Genomic DNA, 15604 nt, shown 5'->3' on the forward strand with positions numbered 1-15604 from the left:
GAATGCCCCGTGAAAGGAATTGCCATCCAGGACTTGCGTCCTGGCGATCGCGCCCTAGTCTTGCGCGCAATCAGATTTGAACCAGACGGAGAAATGTCCCGTGAAGAAGATCCTGCTCGGCACTGTGTGCCTCGCCCTCCTGGCCGCCTGTAGCCCAGCGGCTGAAACACCATCCGCCGACACCCGCAATATCAGCGAACCGGCGGCCCAGACGGCAGCGCCTTCGCTCGGCACCTGGGGTATCGAAACCCGGCATATCAGCGAGACCGTGGCCCCGGGGGACGACTTCTTCCGCTATGTGAATGAGGGCTGGCTCGATACAACCGAGATTCCTGCCGGCTTCTCGAATTTCGGCTCCTTCTCCGAACTCGCCCTGAGCGCGGAAGAGCGCATTGACGCGATCATCGCCGACGTATCGGCGACCCCGAACCCGGCCGGCTCGGTCGAGCAACAGGTCGGCGATCTTTACGCCAGCTATATGAATAGCGACCATCTCAACGCTCTCGGCCTGAGCCCGGCCCAGCCAGGCCTGGACCGGATCGCCGCGGCGCAGAGTTATGACGATGTCATTGACCTGTTCGGCGCCAACGGCTTTGCGTCATTGTTCGGCGCCGGCGTCGGCCGAGATGCCGGCAATCCCGACACCTATATCGTCTATGTCCGTCAATCGGGCCTGGGCATGCCGGACCGCGACTACTATCTGCGCGATGATGAACGCTTTGACGCCTACCGCGCCGCCTATGTCGAATATATGAGCGACGTGTTCGCCATGCTCGGCGAAGACAATGGCACCGAACGCGCCCAGGCCGTGCTCGACCTGGAAACCGCCATCGCGCAGATGCACTGGACGCGCGCAGAAAGTCGCGACCGGGTCGCCAGCTACAATCCGATGACGGTCGAGGAACTCCAGGCCTACGCCCCTGGCTTTGACTGGGCGCGCTTCATGACGGCGCTGGACTTTGGCGACCAGGACAATGTCGTGGTGTCACAGAACACCGCTGTCCAGTCGCTGGCCTCCTTCTTCCGGGAAATCCCGCTGGAGACCTGGAAGGACTATCTGACGCTCCATTATATGGATTCTAACCGCAATGAACTCGACGAGGCGTTCTATGATCGCAGCTTCGACTTCTGGAGCCGGACACTCTCGGGCACTGAAGAGCCCCGCGCCCGCGATCGCCGCGCGATCCAGTATGTCAACGGCCCGCTCGGCCAGGCCATTGGCCGCATCTATGTCGAGCGTCACTTCCCGGCCGAGAGCAAGGCCGAGATGGAAGACCTGGTCGGCTATCTGCGACGGGCACTGGGCGACCGGATCGAGACCCTGGAATGGATGGATGACGAGACCCGGGCCGAAGCGCTCGACAAGCTCGCCAAATTCACCCCGAAGATCGCCTATCCCGACCAGTGGCCGGATTATTCCTCGATCGAGATCCGCCCCGATGACCTGTTCGGCAATTCGGAACGCATCTCGGCCTGGTACCGCGCCGAGAGCCGCGCCCGCCTGCGTGGCCCGATCCGTGAGTGGGAATGGGGCATGTCACCACAGACGGTGAATGCGTATTATTCCTCGACCGCCAATGAAATCGTCTTCCCGGCGGCCATCCTTCAAGGTCCCTTCTTCGATGCCAATGCCGATCCGGCAGTGAATTTTGGCGGTATCGGTGCCGTGATCGGTCATGAAATGGGCCATGGCTTCGACGACCAGGGCAGCCAGTCCGACGGTGACGGCCTGTTGCGCAATTGGTGGACGGATTATTCACGCGAGCAATTCGATGCCCGCACCGACCAGATCGTCGCCCAGTATGAGGAATTCTCACCGGTTGAAGGCATGTTCGTGAATGGCCGCCTGACCCTGGGTGAAAATATCGGCGATATTGGCGGGCTCTCAATGGCCTATCGCGCCTATCACATGTATCTCGCCGATCACGGCGGCGAAGCGCCGGTGATTGACGGGTTTACCGGTGACCAGCGCTTCTTCATGGCCTGGGCCCAGGTCTGGCGCCGGCTCTATACCGAGGACAATCTCGTCGCCCGTATCACCACCGATCCACACAGCCCGTCGCAATACCGCACCAATGGCGTCGTGCGGAATATGGATGTCTGGTACGAGGCTTTCGGCGTCACCGAGGACGATGCACTCTATCTGCCGCCCGAGGAACGCGTCTCCGTCTGGTAGCGCAAAACATCCTGTGCGAAACGGCCCGGTGACTTTCGCCGGGCTGTTTTGTATTGGGGGGTTGCGAAGCAGCGGCAGGCACGGTCATATCGGGGCAGCTTCCGGGGGAAATCATGGAAACCGAACTTGCACCGCTGATCAGCAATGATGCTGTCATACTGGGTCTGCTGGCCGTCATCCTGGGGGCCGTATTCTGGACCTCGACCGCGGGCGGCGCGATGTTCAAGCGCTTCTACCAGATATTCCCGCCGCTCCTGCTCTGCTATTTCCTGCCTTCACTCCTGAACACTTTCAATATCGTCGACCCGGAAGAATCCCGGCTCTACTTCGTCGCATCGCGCTATCTTCTGCCGGCAGCCCTGGTTCTGCTGGCGATGTCGGCGGACCTGCCGGCAACGCTTCGGCTTGGCCCCAAAGCCCTCATCATGTTCCTGACCGGCACGATCGGCGTAATTATCGGTGGTCCGATCGCATTGCTGATCGCCAGCTCCTTCCTGCCCGACCTGATTGGCGTCGACGGCCCCGAGGCCGTCTGGCGCGGCATGACCACGGTCGCCGGCAGCTGGATCGGTGGCGGTGCCAACCAGGCGGCCATGTATGAAATCTTCGATGTCGGCGACCAGATCTTCTCGGCCTGGATTGCTGTCGATGTCATTGTCGCCAATGTCTGGATGGCCTTGTTGCTGATTGCCGCGAGCCAGGCGGCCAGGATCGACAAGCGCCTGGGCGCCGATGCCCACGCTGTCGACCATCTACGCCTGAAGGCAGAGGCTTATGAATCGGAACACGCCAGGATCCCCGAACTGCGCGACATGATGTTCATCGCGGCAATCGGTTTCGGTGCCGTCGCGATCGCCCACCTGGCCTCCGACTTCCTCGCGCCCTGGTTCTTCGAGCATTACCCGGAGCTGGAACGCTACAGCCTGCATTCCGGCTTCTTCTGGCTGATCATCGTCGCGACCGCGATCGGTGTCGCACTGTCCTTCTCGCCGGCCCGCAAGCTGAGCGGGGCCGGGTCCATGAAAACCGGCTCGGTCTTCATCTATATTCTTGTGGCCACGATCGGCATGAATATGGATATCACGGCGATTGCCCGAAATCCGGAATTCTTCCTGATAGGCGCCATCTGGATCGCGATCCATGCCTGCCTGCTCATTGCGATGGCATTCATTATCAAGGCGCCGGTCTTCTTTCTCGCCGTCGGCAGCCAGGCCAATATTGGCGGCGCGGCCTCTGCCCCGGTCGTCGCCTCCGCCTTCCACCCCTCGCTTGCGCCGGTCGGGGTCCTGCTGGCAGTGGTCGGCTATATCACCGGAACCTGGGGTGCCTGGCTGACCGGACAAATCCTGCGGAGCGTGGCCGGCACCTGACCATCCGGAATCCACTGCGACGCGAGTTCGGTAATATTTTTTCTCCTAATCGGTGAATTCTGACATAAACGTTTAAATTCTCTTAACTCTTCGGCCAATTTGGGTTAACCTGACCTGAATTGGAGTGCCTTGCGGTCGTCGCGAGGCGTCGTCCTGAAGGGGGGATGCAGTATGCAGAGCAAGTTTTTGATCACCGGGAGCGCGTTGGCGATTCTCGCTTCGTCGGCAGCCTTCGCAGGCGATGCTGAGTGGTTCCCGCCGGATCCACCGTCCAGCGCGAATTCTGGCGAGTGCTATGCGCGTGTGCGGATCGAGCCTCAATATGACGCTTTTGCCGAACAGGTCGTCACCCAGGATTCATATGAACGCTACGATGTGCGCCCGCCGCGCCTGCGCGAGGAAACCCGCGAATACGTGTCGCGTGAAGCCGGTGTGCGTTATATCGTTCATGAGCCCGTCTACAATACGATCACCGAAACGGTTCAGGTCCGGCCGGCCTATTCGGAATATGTCGTCCAGCCGGCCGTGCATGACACTGTAACCGAAACCATCATGGTTCGTGAGCCGCGCCAGGTTTGGCGTCGCGGCTTTGAGCCGGGTGCATCCATGACCCGTTATGACTCGGAAACCGGTGAAATCTGGTGCCTGGTTGAAGAAGCTGGCGAATACCGCACCGTGACCCGCAACGTCATCGTGCAACCGGCCGAAATCAACGAAATCACACACCCGGCCGAATTCTCGACCATCACCCGCGAAGTCCTGGTTCAGGCTGCGAGTGTCGAGGAAATTCCGATTGACCCGCGTTATGACAGCTATTCCATCCAGGTTGTGGATCAGCCGGCCACGGTGGACAGCCATGTCATCCCGGTCAGCACCGACACGGTGACCCGCTACACCCTGCGTTCGGAAGAACGTTGGGAATGGCGCCTGATGAATTGCGACGATATTGACCTCCCCGGCCATAATCCGCCGATGAGCACCAATATTCCGGCCGTAGCCGCCAATCAGCCGCCGGCACCGGGCAGCAGCACCTATCTCTACGGGACCGATATGCCAGCTGGCGACCAGTCCTATTCCGAAGAGATGCCGGTCGCCCAGGCCTCTTATTCCGGAAGCTCCTACTCGGCACGCCGCCGCAACTAGGCGAGGGCGTACCGCCGGAAGGCCTGAACTGAATACGGACGGCGCGGGACATCCCGCGCCGTTTCCGTTTAAGGTGGCCACCATGAGTGGATCCGATTTTCTAATCGGCTATGGCAGCCTGTTGAGCGCCTATAGCCGTCAGACCTATTCCAACCTGCACACGCCGGTCATCCCGGTCATGGTCACCGGCTGGCAGCGTGGCTGGACCACGCGCTATGGCGACGAGGTCGCCACCTATCTCGGCGTCCGCCCGGCCGAAGGCGTAACGCTGAGCGCGGCCCTGGTGCCGACGCAGATCACCGATGAATTGCGCCATCGTGAGCGCGGCTACGACTTCACACCGGTCGAACGCGATGCGATCCGGTTATTGCGACCCGGCGCAGCAGAGTCGGAGCTCGAGGCCGCCCGCTTCTGGATCGTCGTCAACCGGGAGCAGATCCACGCCGATGAAACCCATCCCATTCCCCAATCCTATATCGATACCTGCCTGCTGGGTTGCCTGGAAACCGGCGGCCGCGAGATGGCCGAGCATTTCATCGACTCCACTGAGCGCTGGGACGGGCACCGGGTCAATGACCGCGACTGGCCGACCCCACTCTACCCGCGCGGCACGCCCTCCAGCGCGACCCAACGCGCCGAGATCGACGCCCTTCTGCGCGGCGCAGGTATCTGAGTTGGCAGCCGAAATTTCGCCCGGCTTGCAGTTTGGTAATTCCAGCGAAAGGGAACTGTAACGGTCCTGAAATCACCCGGCCGCGGCGCTGCGCTACATTTTGCTATTGGCGCGAAGCGGGGTGGGCAATTCAATGTATCAAACCTTGATTGTCCTCGATGATGTTCTTCAGAATGCCGAGGAAATCCGGCAAGCCGCGCTCGGCCTCGACTATGCCGAAAAGACTGAGCGTGATTATTTCCCCGGTCACAATTCCGCACAAAATGTGCGCATTCCGGCGCTCGACGAATTGGCGCAGCGCCTGACCGGCGAACACCTCGTTCCAGGGACCGAAATGCACGGCAAATTCCGGCTCGCAACCGCGCAGGATACTGCACGCGGCGGTGTGCATGTCGATCAGTGCAATTGGTCCGGCCTCTTCTTCCTCAGCCGTGACTCAGATTGTGTTGGCGGCACTGACTTCTTTCGCCACCGCGAGACCAATAGCGAACACGCACCCTACACACAGGCGCATCTCGAGCAGTGGGGCTATGACTCCTATAGCGACTTTGTTGACCGTGTCGCCACGCCGCAGGCCAAGGATTTCGACAAATGGGAACGGGTGATGACCGTCCCGATGCGGTTCAATCGGTTGATCCTGTTTCGGCCCTGGCTCTGGCATAATGCCGGGCCCGGCTTTGGCACTGTTCCGCAGGATAGCCGGCTGGTCTACCTGATGTTTCTCAATAATGCCCGGCCAAGGTGAGATCGGCATCCCCGGACGGCAATACAGCAATCGCGGCGTTCGCTGCGGCCATGGCTGCAGCGAAACATGCCGCCCGATCCAGCGGCGGGCCTGATCGCTCGGCCTGCCCGTCGTCGAGAAGGCGCCCGGGAAAGCCGCCCAGTGGTGCCACAGCCTCGCCCCGCCAGCTCCAGCGCCCGCTCGCACTGTCATAGGCATAGAGGCTGGCAATGCGCGCACCATGGGCCGCAATCCAGTCGACCGCATCGATCAGAAACTCGATCTCCTCGGTCTCCATCGCCCAGTGCAGGCTAACCCGGCACCAGCCTGGCCGCAGACCGGCCTGACCGAGCAGAACCGCCTCGCGGATAACTTCGGACTGCGCCGCGTCTATCCCCAGCAATTCATGACCATAGGGCCCCGCACAGGAACAGCCCGCGCGGGACTGAATTCCGAACAGATCATTGAGCAAGCACGTCACCAGCCGCGGGTGAAGTATCGCCCCTTGCGTGTCGAGAATATTGAAGGAGACAATGCCGATCCGGCGTTCTGGATCAGCCGGTCCGAGAATATCAATTCTCGGATTCTGCCCCCAGTGCGACATCGCGCGCGCAAGCGCCTCATGCTCGAGCCGGGCAATCTGTTCATGGCCGATTTCGGCCTGGGCACGCAGGGCCAGTGCCGCGCGGACGATTTGTGGCACACCCGGCGTCCCGGCACGTTCACGAGGCTCGATCGCTTCGATGAAGTCATGGCCGGTCTTGGTAACATAACGCACCGTCCCGCCAGCACTTTGCGTTGGCGGGAGATCGCGCCGGTAGAGCGCCTCATTGAACAGCAAGATCCCGCATGCACCGGGCCCGCCGACAAATTTGTGCGGTGAGAAATAGACCGCATCGATCCAGGCCTCCGGCTCGGAAGCCGGATGCATGTCGATCTGCAGATAGGGCGCACTCGCCGCGCAATCGAGACATAGGATCGCGTCGTGAGCGTGCAGAAGCCGCGCCAGCGCGATCACATCACTCTTGATCCCGGTGACATTGGAGGCGGCTGAAAAGGCGCCAATCCGGCGGCGGCCGAGCCAGCGCGGGTCGCGTAATTCCGACTCCAGCTGCGCCATATCGATACCGCCATCCGCCGTCAGACCGATCGTCACGACCTCGGCCAGGCTCTCGCGCCAACTCAACTCATTGGAATGGTGTTCATAGGGGCCGATAAAGACGACGGGCCGGCTGGCTGCAAGCGCATCGGTGACGACCTGGCGGCCGCCGGCACCCAGTCTGTCGGCGATCGCACTGACCATCCGGTCCCGGCTTGCGGGGGCGATGGCGAGACCGAGAATTTCCTGCAATTTGTGGATCGCCCCGGTCGCACCCGCCGAACAGGCGATCAGACAGTCTTGTGGCCCGGCGTGCACCGCCTCGCGAATGACGGCCTCGGCCTGATGCAACCAGTCACCGGAGGCGCGGCCTGTAGCGCTGTCCACGGTGTGGGGATTGGCATAGGCGGCCGAGAGGCGGTCGATCTGATCATCCACCTGCCGCAAGGCCCGGCCGCTCGCGGTGTAGTCGGCATACACCATCAGGCGCTCACCGAAGGGTGTGGTCAGCATCGCATCACGTCCGATCATTCCGGCGCGCAGGCGGGTCAGGGAGTCGGCTGGATCGAATGAGTTGTACATGTGGGCAGGGTCCAGGCAGGCGAACTGGCATGAGACCATCTCCCGCCGGGTTAAAAATACTCTTATTCACTCGGATTCGTGCATTATGAGGCGCTGACCACCAAGATATGGAGATTTTCCAGTGCTTGACGACTATGACCGCCGGATTTTGAAGTTGGTCCAGAGCGATTCAGACCGAACCCTGCAGGAAATCGCAGATCTGATCGGGCTCAGCGCAACGCCCACCGCCCGGCGCATGAAACGGCTCACCGAACAGGGCATCATTCGCAAGAATGTCAGCCTGCTCGACGCCGAAGCGCTCGGCCTGCACGCGACGCTCTTCGTCTCGATCCGCACCAGCCGCCACGATGCCGAATGGCTGGGCAAGTTTGCCGAGGGTGTCCGGCGGATGCCGGAAGTGGTCGAATTCTACCGTCTCAGCGGCGATGTCGACTATCTGCTCAAGCTCTGCCTGCCCGATGTCCGCGCCTATGACGAAGTCTACAAGAAACTGATCGCCATCGCGCCGCTCTCCGATGTCAGCGCCAGCTTCGCCATGGATGCGATCAAGAACACGACCGAATTGCCCGTGTAAGCGCGGCACCCTGGCGTCGCATGCATGAAATATGAGTCGGGATTTACCCGGTTGAAGGCGGCCTCGCGCTAGACCTCCAACACGGTGAAACACGTTATCGGGCCTCACCGGCAGACATTCGGGCAGAGACAGGACGACGCGTGACCATGCTCAATCGGACCGGTGTCTACAGCAGCTCGCTGCGCGTCAAAATCACCCTTCTCGCCTGTATCGCGTCCTTTATCACCGCCCTGGTGATGACCGCGCTGGTCTAAGTGAAGACCACCGAAGTCTCGCTCAACACCGCGATTGACAGCTTGGGCGCTGAAAGCCGTCTGGCGGCGCTGCAGTTTCGCGAGACTTTCCGGACCATGCAGAATGACGCCACCATCATTTCGCAATTGCCCCCCATCGCCGGGATCATCCGCAGTTCCACCAATGGTGGCATCGACCCGGCGGATGGCTCGACCACCACTGAGTGGAATCAACGCCTTGCCACCATTTTTACCTCGGTGATGCGGAGCCACCCGACCTATAACCAGATCCGTTATATCGGCTTGGCCGACAATGGCCGCGAGCTGGTCCGTGTCAATCGCTTCGGCGATGAATTTGAAACCGTCGCCGAGGCGTCACTCCAAGAGAAGTCCGGTGAAGATTATTTTGGATACGGTGCCGCGCTTGCCCCAGGCGGCGTCTATTTCTCCCCGATCAGCTATAATCGCGAAAACAACCAGATCGATTCAGCCCGCATCCCGACTGTCCGCGGAATCGTGCCGGTCCACGACCCGCAGGGCGAAATCTTCGGGATGATCGTCATCAACGCCAATTACGAGTCCCTGCTCGCCGGCACATTCAGAACCATCCTGTTGAAACACGACACCTTCATCGTCAACCAGGCCGGCGATTACATGCAATACTCGGCTGCCGGTTCGATCTCACGGCTGGAAATGGCCGGTCACTACACCCGGCCCGCGCCACCCTTCCTGTCCCGGCTGCAGTTTTCCGGCGGCGAAGCCTCGTTTATGGAGCCTGACAGCGTCAATTATTTCGTCGATCTGCCGATCGACGCCGACGCGAGCAATTCATCGCTGGGCATCGTACTGCGCGTGCCACGCGAGGAATTGATGCACCCCGTCTTCCAGACCCAGCGCCAAAGCATGGCCTTGGGCATTCTCCTGATCCTGCTGAGCAGTATTCTGACCGGATTGATGGCCAATCATCTGACCAAGCCGCTGCGGCACATGTCGAAGGAGATCGCCGGGGCCCAGGGCACAGACCGTCCTCTGAAACTGCCGGTCGGCTCCAATGACGAAATCGGCGAGCTTGCCCGCGCTTTCAAAACCATGACGGCCGGCCTGCAACAGAGTGAGCTGAAGACCCGGTCGATCATCGACAGCGTCGTCGACGGTCTGATCGTGATCGACGAATTTGGCAATATCGACAGCTATAATCCGGCCTGCGAACGGATTTTCGGCTATGAGCCGGACGAAGTGATGGGCCGCAATCTCAAAATGCTGATGCCGCCACGTTTCCGCGACGAGCATGATGGCTATCTTCAGGCCTACCAACGCACCAAGACCCGCAAGATCATCGGTATCGGGCGCGAAGTGATCGGTCAGCGCAAGGACGGCACCACCTTCCCGATGGATCTCTCCGTCAGCGAGATCCTGCAGAATGACCGGCCGCTCTATTGCGGCATTGTCCGCGACATCTCCGAGCGCAAGCAGATGGACATCATGAAGGATGAGTTCGTCTCTACCGTGAACCATGAATTGCGCACCCCGTTGACCTCGATCCACGGCGCGCTCGGCCTGTTGAAGATCAAGGCCGCAGACAGCCTCGATGACAAGAGCAGCCAATTGCTCGAACTGGCTCATAACAGCTGCCAGCGCCTGACCGTGCTGGTCAATGACATTCTCGACCTGGAAAAGATCGCGGCGGGCAAGATCGAATACCGGCTCGAAACAGTCGATGTTTGCGAGCTTGTCCGCACGATCGTGACCCAGAATGCCACGCTGGCGGAAGGCCGCGGTGTTGCCCTGGAAACCAAGTGCGCGATCGAGCAGGCCTTCGTCCGGCTCGACCCGAACAGGTTCAACCAGGCACTCGTCAATCTGCTCTCGAATGCGGTTCGCCACTCGCCCGAAAATGATGTGATCGCCATCTCGGTAACGGCCGGCGATACCGGCCGCGTCAGGATCTCTGTCGCCGACAACGGCCCCGGGATTCCCGATGACTTCCGCACCAAGGTGTTTGATCGTTTCGCGCAGGCCGATAGTTCGCTGACGCGTACGGAAGGCAGTAGCGGCCTCGGCCTCAACATCACCCAGACCCTTATTGAAGCCTTCGGTGGCGAGGTCAGTTTCGAAACCGAAACCGGCCACGGGACCGTGTTCCACTTCGATCTGCCCATCTGTCCATTCAAACAAGAAGCGGCCTGATTCATGAACGATGATCTGAAGCGGATTCTCTATGTCGAGGACGTCAGCTCAATCGCCACGGTGGCGGTGATGGTACTCGAAGATCTCGGCGGTTTCGAGGTTCGCCATTTTCTGTCAGGCCAGGAAGCCATCGACGCCCTGCCGGGATTCGTGCCGCAATTGGTTTTGCTCGACGTGATGATGCCCGGCATGGACGGCCCGGAAGCCCTGCGCCGCATCCGGCAATTGCCCCAGGGCCGCGATCTTCCGGCGATCTTCATGACCGCCAAGGCGCAAGTTCATGAACAGGACGAATATATTGCCATGGGTGCCCTCGGCGTGATCGTCAAACCCTTCGAGCCCGTCTCGCTGTCAGCCACGATCCGCCAGATGTGGAAGACACGTGATTCTGCCGTCGCCTGACGCATCAGGCCTTCAAGGGCAGATCATGTGATCGGAAAATGGTGCACCGGGAGAGATTCGAACTCCCGACCCCTAGATTCGTAGTCTAGTGCTCTATCCAACTGAGCTACCGGTGCAGGCCATGCCATCAGGGTCTATGGCCCTGAAGAGGCGCGGAACCTAACCGCGAGCCCTGGCGAAAGCAAGTACTGCGAACGGGCAAAAGCAGGCGCAACGCAGAGGCCACAGAAGCCGGGCCGCCAAGGCGGATTACGCGGCAGCGTGAACGCCGCGTGCCACGGCCCGGGCGAGGCAATCTGCAGCCAGTGAGCCGAGCCGGGCGAGGCTGAATTCGGACGGCTCCGGCAGGGCCCGGGCCGCCGTCGACAAGGCAAAGACGACATCGCCATCAAAGGGTGTGTGCACCGGCCGGATCGCCCGTGCCAGCCCGTCCTGGGCCATGATGGCGAGGCGCTGGGCCTGGGGCCGGGTCAGGGCGGCATCGGTGGCGATACAGGCAATCGTAGTGTTCTCGCGGGCCCCTGGATTGATCTTGGCCGCGCCCCAGTCCTCCGGCTCTGCCGACCAGCCGGGCGCTGGACGGGCGCCGCCATACTCACCATCAATCTCCCAGGGCCAGGCCCAGTAGACATCACTGCCCGGCATGGTCACCGAGCCGAAACTATTGACGCAGACCAGCGCCGCGATCGTGATGCCGTCGGCCGTGACCAGACTGGCCGAACCGGTGCCGCCCATGCGCGATCCGGCGCGGGCGCCATAACCGGCTCCGGCGCGCCCCAGCCGCACCTCGTGAGATGCAGCGGCCAGCGCTGCCTTGCCGAGCTGATGATAGGGCGGCGCCTCGCCCCATGCCTTGTCGCCACCATTGGCCAGGTCATAGAGAATGGCCGAAGGGATGACCGGCGAAACCGGCACGCCAGGCGTTTTCATCAGGGCAAAGCCGCGCCCCTGGCCGCCGAGTACAGCCGCAACGCCATCGGCCGCCGCCAGCCCGTAGGAGGATCCGCCCGAGAGCACGACAGCGTCGACGGCATCGACCAGGGTGTGGGCCGCGAGCGCATCGGTCTCGCGCGTTCCCGGCCCGCCGCCACGGACATCGACGGCGCAGACGGCGCGTTGATCCGGCAGGATGACCGTGACGCCGGTCTGCACCGATGCGTCCTCGGCCTGGCCGACCTTGAGGCCGGTGACATCGGTCAATGTGTTGGTTTTGCCCGGAACTGCCATTTAGGGCCTCTCATCTGGTGCCGCTTCGCGCTATCGTGCCCACACTGCGACGAGGGGCAAGTGCAATGATCCGTTTTCTGCTGTCTGCCAGTGCACTGGCATCGATATTCGCTCTGGCGGCCTGCGGCCGCAATGAGCCGGCCGAGGCTGTCGCGGCGGATATTCCCGCCGAAAGCCAACCCCACCCGGCCATGGTCGCGGCGGCCAATCCGCTGGCCGTGGAGGCCGGGCTGGCGGCCTTGCGCGCCGGCGGCGATGCCGTCGATGCGGCGATTGCGGTGCAGAGCGTGCTTGGCCTCGTCGAGCCGCAAAGCTCCGGCCTCGGCGGCGGTGCCTTCATGCTGTATTTCGACGCCCAGACCGGCGAGCTGACAGCCTATGACGGCCGCGAAACCGCGCCGGCCAGTGCCTCGCCCGAGCTCTTTCTCGACGGGAATGGCGAGCCGCTGAGTTTCTACGATGCCGTCTTCTCGGGCCATTCCGTCGGTGCCCCCGGCGCGGTGGCCATGCTGGCCCTGGCGCATGGCGATCATGGCGAGCTGGACTGGGCCGACGGATTTGATGCCGCGATTGAACTGGCCGAGGACGGCTTCGCCGTCTCGCCACGCCTGCAGGGCCTGATCGCCGGCACCGCTCCGCGCACGCCGCTCGACGAATGGCCGGCCTCGCGGGACTATTTCTTTCTTGAGGATGGCAGCCCCCTGCCCGTCGGCCATCGCTTGCGCAATCCGGCCTACGCGATGAGCGCCCGCGCCATCGCGGCCGACTGGCACAATCTCTATTCCGGCCCACTCGCCGACGCGATCGTCGACGCCGTCCGGGCCGAGCCGCGTCCCGGCGGGCTGACGACCAGCGATCTGGCCGGCTATCAGGCCTTGCGCCGTGAGGCGATCTGTCGGCCCTACCGGCAATGGACGGTGTGCGGCATGCCGCCACCGGCCTCGGGCGGCGTGACGGTCAATGAGATCCTCGGCCTGATCGAGCCCTATGATATGGCCGCCACCGGCCCGGAAACCGTTGAGGGCTGGCGCCGCTTCATCGAGGCCAGCCGCCTGTCCTATGCCGATCGCGATGCCTATGTGGCTGACCCGGATTTCGTCACCGTGCCCGCCGAAGGCCTGCTGGCCGACGACTACATCACGGCGCGCTCGGCTCTGGTTACAGGCACTATGGCAACGCCGCATGTCACCGCCGGCATTCCCGACGGCATCAATGCGCCCGGCCTCGACGCCACGCCCGACTCGCCCGGCACCAGCCATTTCGTGATTGTCGACCAGGACGGCGATGTCGTTTCGATGACGACGACGGTGGAGAGCGTGTTTGGCAGCCACCGCATGGCCGGCGGCTTCTTTCTCAACAATCAGCTGACCGATTTCTCGCGCATCCCCGTCGATGCCGGAGGCCGGGCCATCCCCAATGCGCCAGAGGCCGGCAAGCGGCCGCGCTCCTCGATGTCGCCGACGATCGTGTTTGATGCAGACGGAAATTTCGTGCTGGCAACCGGTTCGCCCGGCGGATCCTCCATCATCGCCTATACCGCCAAGACCCTGGTCGGCATGCTCGATTGGGGTCTCACCCCGCAACAGGCGATCGATCTGCCCAATGTCGTTGCCAATGGCGATGTCGTGCGCGTCGAGGATGGCATGAATCCGGTTATCCTGGCGGGGCTGCAGGGACTCGGCTTCACGCTCGATGCCAATCGCGGCGAGATTTCCGGCATCCATATCGTCAGGCGCCTGGAAGACGGAAGATTGATTGGCGGCGCCGATCCCCGCCGCGAGGGCGTCGCACGGCAGCCCTGAACCCTGCAGCAAAATCTCCACGCGGCTCGCCGCTGGAAGTTTGCTTGGCCACCTCGCAATGGGAGGTGTGTGGGACGCCGGCGAATGCCGGAGCTGTTGTAGGTTTGGGGGGCATCCGGGAACAAGTCCGGTGGAGGTAGATTATGGTATTTGTAGGAAGTTTTTGACCCGCATAACCCATCCATGGACAGAGTCCCCACGCTATCTCGCCGGCCCGGCGCCTAGCGCAAAAGCGGGTCCATATTCAGTTCCGCATATACTGAATGCTGAAAGCTTGCGCCGCATCGATCATGCCCTCCTGATCGATGCGCCGGTCCCTCAATACGACCAGGCCTTCCAGCTCGCTGGTGTCCTCATGCTCGGGAGTGTCCAGCGTCAGGACGATCATCTGAAGAAATCTCCTTCGGAATTCGACGGCGGGATCTGTCGTCTCCACTGGGACATCTTCCCTATTCGGCCGGTCCCGCAGCCGCCGCGATCACCGCATCATACATTGCCCGCCCGGCATATCCGTCCGGAGCATGCCCGTTCGCACGCTGAAAGGCGCGCAGGGCGTCGCGCGTGCGCGGACCGGCCAGCCCGTCCGGCGTGCCTGAATCATGGCCGATCGCATTCATCGCCGCCTGCATCTCGCGGGTCTGGCTGCGGGTCAGGGGGACATCGTCGACGGGCCAAGGGCCGATGAAGGGCACGGCGCCAGCAATCCGGTCGGCGAGATGGGCGACGCCGAGCGCGTAGGCGGTGGAGTTGTTATAGCGCTTGATGACGCGGAAATTCGGGAAGGTCAGGAAGCCTGGCCCGGCAATGCCGGCGGGCAATTCCAGACGCGCGGTCAGCATCAGGCCGTCGGCGCTCCAGCCATGGCCGTCGGCGCGGCTGATGCCGCGCATCGCCCATTCGCTGACGAGGCGGTTCTGGTCGGGATTCCAGCGGCTGACGTCAAAATCATCCGGCACCGAGACCTCGATCACGGTCGGCGCACCGGTCTGCCAGCCAGCGCGGGCGAGCAGATTGGCGGCCGAAGCGAGGGCATCGCCATTATTCGTCCAGATATTGCGGCGGCCATCGCCATCGAAATCGACAGCGCGTTCCAGATAAGTGGTCGGGATGAACTGCATCTGGCCCATGGCGCCGGCCCAGGAGCCGGTCAGCTGGTCGCGCGTGGCATAGCCATTATCGATCATATGCGCGACGGCGATCAGCTGATCCTCGGCCCAGCCGCGGCGGCGGCCTTCCCAGGCCAGGGTGGCGAGCGCCTGGATGATGTCATTATTGCCCGGGATCTGGCCGTAGGAGCTTTCCAGCCCCCAGATCGCGATCAGGGTTTGCGCGCGCACACCGTATTGCGTGGCGACCGCATCAACGAGTGCGCGATTGCTCTCATAGGCAGAACGCCCGTTGGCGATCCGCAG

At 62.2% G+C, this 15604-nt stretch carries 13 protein-coding genes and 1 tRNA gene; 9 read left to right on the forward strand and 5 right to left on the reverse strand.

What is annotated here, in order from left to right:
* The first annotated feature begins 100 nt into the window (after positions 1-100).
* The 5 genes from AAC023_RS03185 (at position 101) to AAC023_RS03205 (ending at position 6107) form a co-directional block, all read left to right on the forward strand.
* Positions 101-2176: a M13 family metallopeptidase gene (locus AAC023_RS03185; protein WP_339738056.1), complete on the forward strand. Its 2076-nt coding sequence runs from the start codon at positions 101-103 to the stop codon at positions 2174-2176.
* A 113-nt stretch (positions 2177-2289) separates the two neighbouring features.
* Positions 2290-3546, forward strand: a complete 1257-nt coding sequence (locus tag AAC023_RS03190; protein WP_339738058.1) for a DUF819 family protein — start codon at positions 2290-2292, stop codon at positions 3544-3546.
* Positions 3547-3717: 171 nt separating this feature from the next.
* The gene (locus AAC023_RS03195) at positions 3718-4689 is read left to right on the forward strand and encodes a hypothetical protein (RefSeq protein WP_339738060.1); all 972 of its coding nucleotides are present in this window, start codon (positions 3718-3720) and stop codon (positions 4687-4689) included.
* An 82-nt stretch (positions 4690-4771) separates the two neighbouring features.
* Positions 4772-5362 (forward strand): hypothetical protein, encoded by a 591-nt coding sequence (locus AAC023_RS03200; protein WP_339738062.1) that lies wholly within the window; start codon positions 4772-4774, stop codon positions 5360-5362.
* 133 nt (positions 5363-5495) lie between these two features.
* On the forward strand, positions 5496-6107 hold the full coding sequence (locus AAC023_RS03205; RefSeq protein WP_339738064.1) for a DUF6445 family protein: 612 nt from the start codon (positions 5496-5498) through the stop codon (positions 6105-6107).
* On the opposite strand, the gene AAC023_RS03210 is transcribed toward AAC023_RS03205, so the two are convergent.
* Positions 6085-7767 carry an aminotransferase class V-fold PLP-dependent enzyme gene (locus AAC023_RS03210; protein ID WP_339738066.1) on the reverse strand — a complete coding sequence of 561 codons (1683 nt, stop codon included), beginning with the start codon at positions 7765-7767 and terminating at the stop codon, positions 6085-6087. The genes AAC023_RS03205 and AAC023_RS03210 overlap by 23 nt on opposite strands.
* Positions 7768-7888: 121 nt before the next feature.
* Here AAC023_RS03210 and AAC023_RS03215 point away from each other — a divergent pair, with 121 nt between their 5' ends.
* The 3 genes from AAC023_RS03215 (at position 7889) to AAC023_RS03225 (ending at position 11163) form a co-directional block, all read left to right on the forward strand.
* Positions 7889-8341 (forward strand): Lrp/AsnC family transcriptional regulator, encoded by a 453-nt coding sequence (locus tag AAC023_RS03215; RefSeq protein WP_339738068.1) that lies wholly within the window; start codon positions 7889-7891, stop codon positions 8339-8341.
* Between the two features lie 254 nt (positions 8342-8595).
* Positions 8596-10761: a PAS domain S-box protein gene (locus tag AAC023_RS03220; protein ID WP_339738070.1), complete on the forward strand. Its 2166-nt coding sequence runs from the start codon at positions 8596-8598 to the stop codon at positions 10759-10761.
* 3 nt (positions 10762-10764) lie between these two features.
* Positions 10765-11163, forward strand: a complete 399-nt coding sequence (locus AAC023_RS03225) for a response regulator (RefSeq protein WP_339738072.1) — start codon at positions 10765-10767, stop codon at positions 11161-11163.
* A 39-nt stretch (positions 11164-11202) separates the two neighbouring features.
* Here the strand turns inward: AAC023_RS03225 and AAC023_RS03230 are convergent.
* Both AAC023_RS03230 and AAC023_RS03235 read right to left on the reverse strand, forming a co-directional pair.
* A tRNA-Arg gene (locus tag AAC023_RS03230) sits at positions 11203-11279 on the reverse strand.
* A gap of 133 nt (positions 11280-11412) precedes the next feature.
* Positions 11413-12390: a P1 family peptidase gene (locus tag AAC023_RS03235; RefSeq protein ID WP_339738074.1), complete on the reverse strand. Its 978-nt coding sequence runs from the start codon at positions 12388-12390 to the stop codon at positions 11413-11415.
* 65 nt (positions 12391-12455) lie between these two features.
* Here AAC023_RS03235 and AAC023_RS03240 point away from each other — a divergent pair, with 65 nt between their 5' ends.
* Positions 12456-14192 carry a gamma-glutamyltransferase family protein gene (locus AAC023_RS03240; RefSeq protein ID WP_339738076.1) on the forward strand — a complete coding sequence of 579 codons (1737 nt, stop codon included), beginning with the start codon at positions 12456-12458 and terminating at the stop codon, positions 14190-14192.
* Positions 14193-14436: 244 nt separating this feature from the next.
* Here the strand turns inward: AAC023_RS03240 and AAC023_RS03245 are convergent, their stop codons facing one another.
* The gene (locus AAC023_RS03245; RefSeq protein ID WP_339738078.1) at positions 14437-14580 is read right to left on the reverse strand and encodes a hypothetical protein; all 144 of its coding nucleotides are present in this window, start codon (positions 14578-14580) and stop codon (positions 14437-14439) included.
* A 61-nt stretch (positions 14581-14641) separates the two neighbouring features.
* Positions 14642-15604 (reverse strand): lytic murein transglycosylase (locus AAC023_RS03250; protein ID WP_339738080.1); only part of this gene is annotated, 963 nt, incomplete at its 5' end.

Origin of the sequence: uncultured Maricaulis sp. (genome assembly GCF_963976135.1) — a bacterium.
GTDB lineage: Bacteria > Pseudomonadota > Alphaproteobacteria > Caulobacterales > Maricaulaceae > Maricaulis.

Coding starts and splice junctions, on each gene's coding strand:
- AAC023_RS03190 (WP_339738058.1), top strand. CDS start 2,290: ATGGAAACCGAACTTGCACCGCTGATCAGCAATGATGCTGTCATACTG.
- AAC023_RS03195 (WP_339738060.1), top strand. CDS start 3,718: ATGCAGAGCAAGTTTTTGATCACCGGGAGCGCGTTGGCGATTCTCGCT.
- AAC023_RS03200 (WP_339738062.1), top strand. CDS start 4,772: ATGAGTGGATCCGATTTTCTAATCGGCTATGGCAGCCTGTTGAGCGCC.
- AAC023_RS03205 (WP_339738064.1), top strand. CDS start 5,496: ATGTATCAAACCTTGATTGTCCTCGATGATGTTCTTCAGAATGCCGAG.
- AAC023_RS03210 (WP_339738066.1), bottom strand. CDS start 7,767: ATGTACAACTCATTCGATCCAGCCGACTCCCTGACCCGCCTGCGCGCC.
- AAC023_RS03225 (WP_339738072.1), top strand. CDS start 10,765: ATGAACGATGATCTGAAGCGGATTCTCTATGTCGAGGACGTCAGCTCA.
- AAC023_RS03235 (WP_339738074.1), bottom strand. CDS start 12,390: ATGGCAGTTCCGGGCAAAACCAACACATTGACCGATGTCACCGGCCTC.
- AAC023_RS03240 (WP_339738076.1), top strand. CDS start 12,456: ATGATCCGTTTTCTGCTGTCTGCCAGTGCACTGGCATCGATATTCGCT.
- AAC023_RS03245 (WP_339738078.1), bottom strand. CDS start 14,580: ATGATCGTCCTGACGCTGGACACTCCCGAGCATGAGGACACCAGCGAG.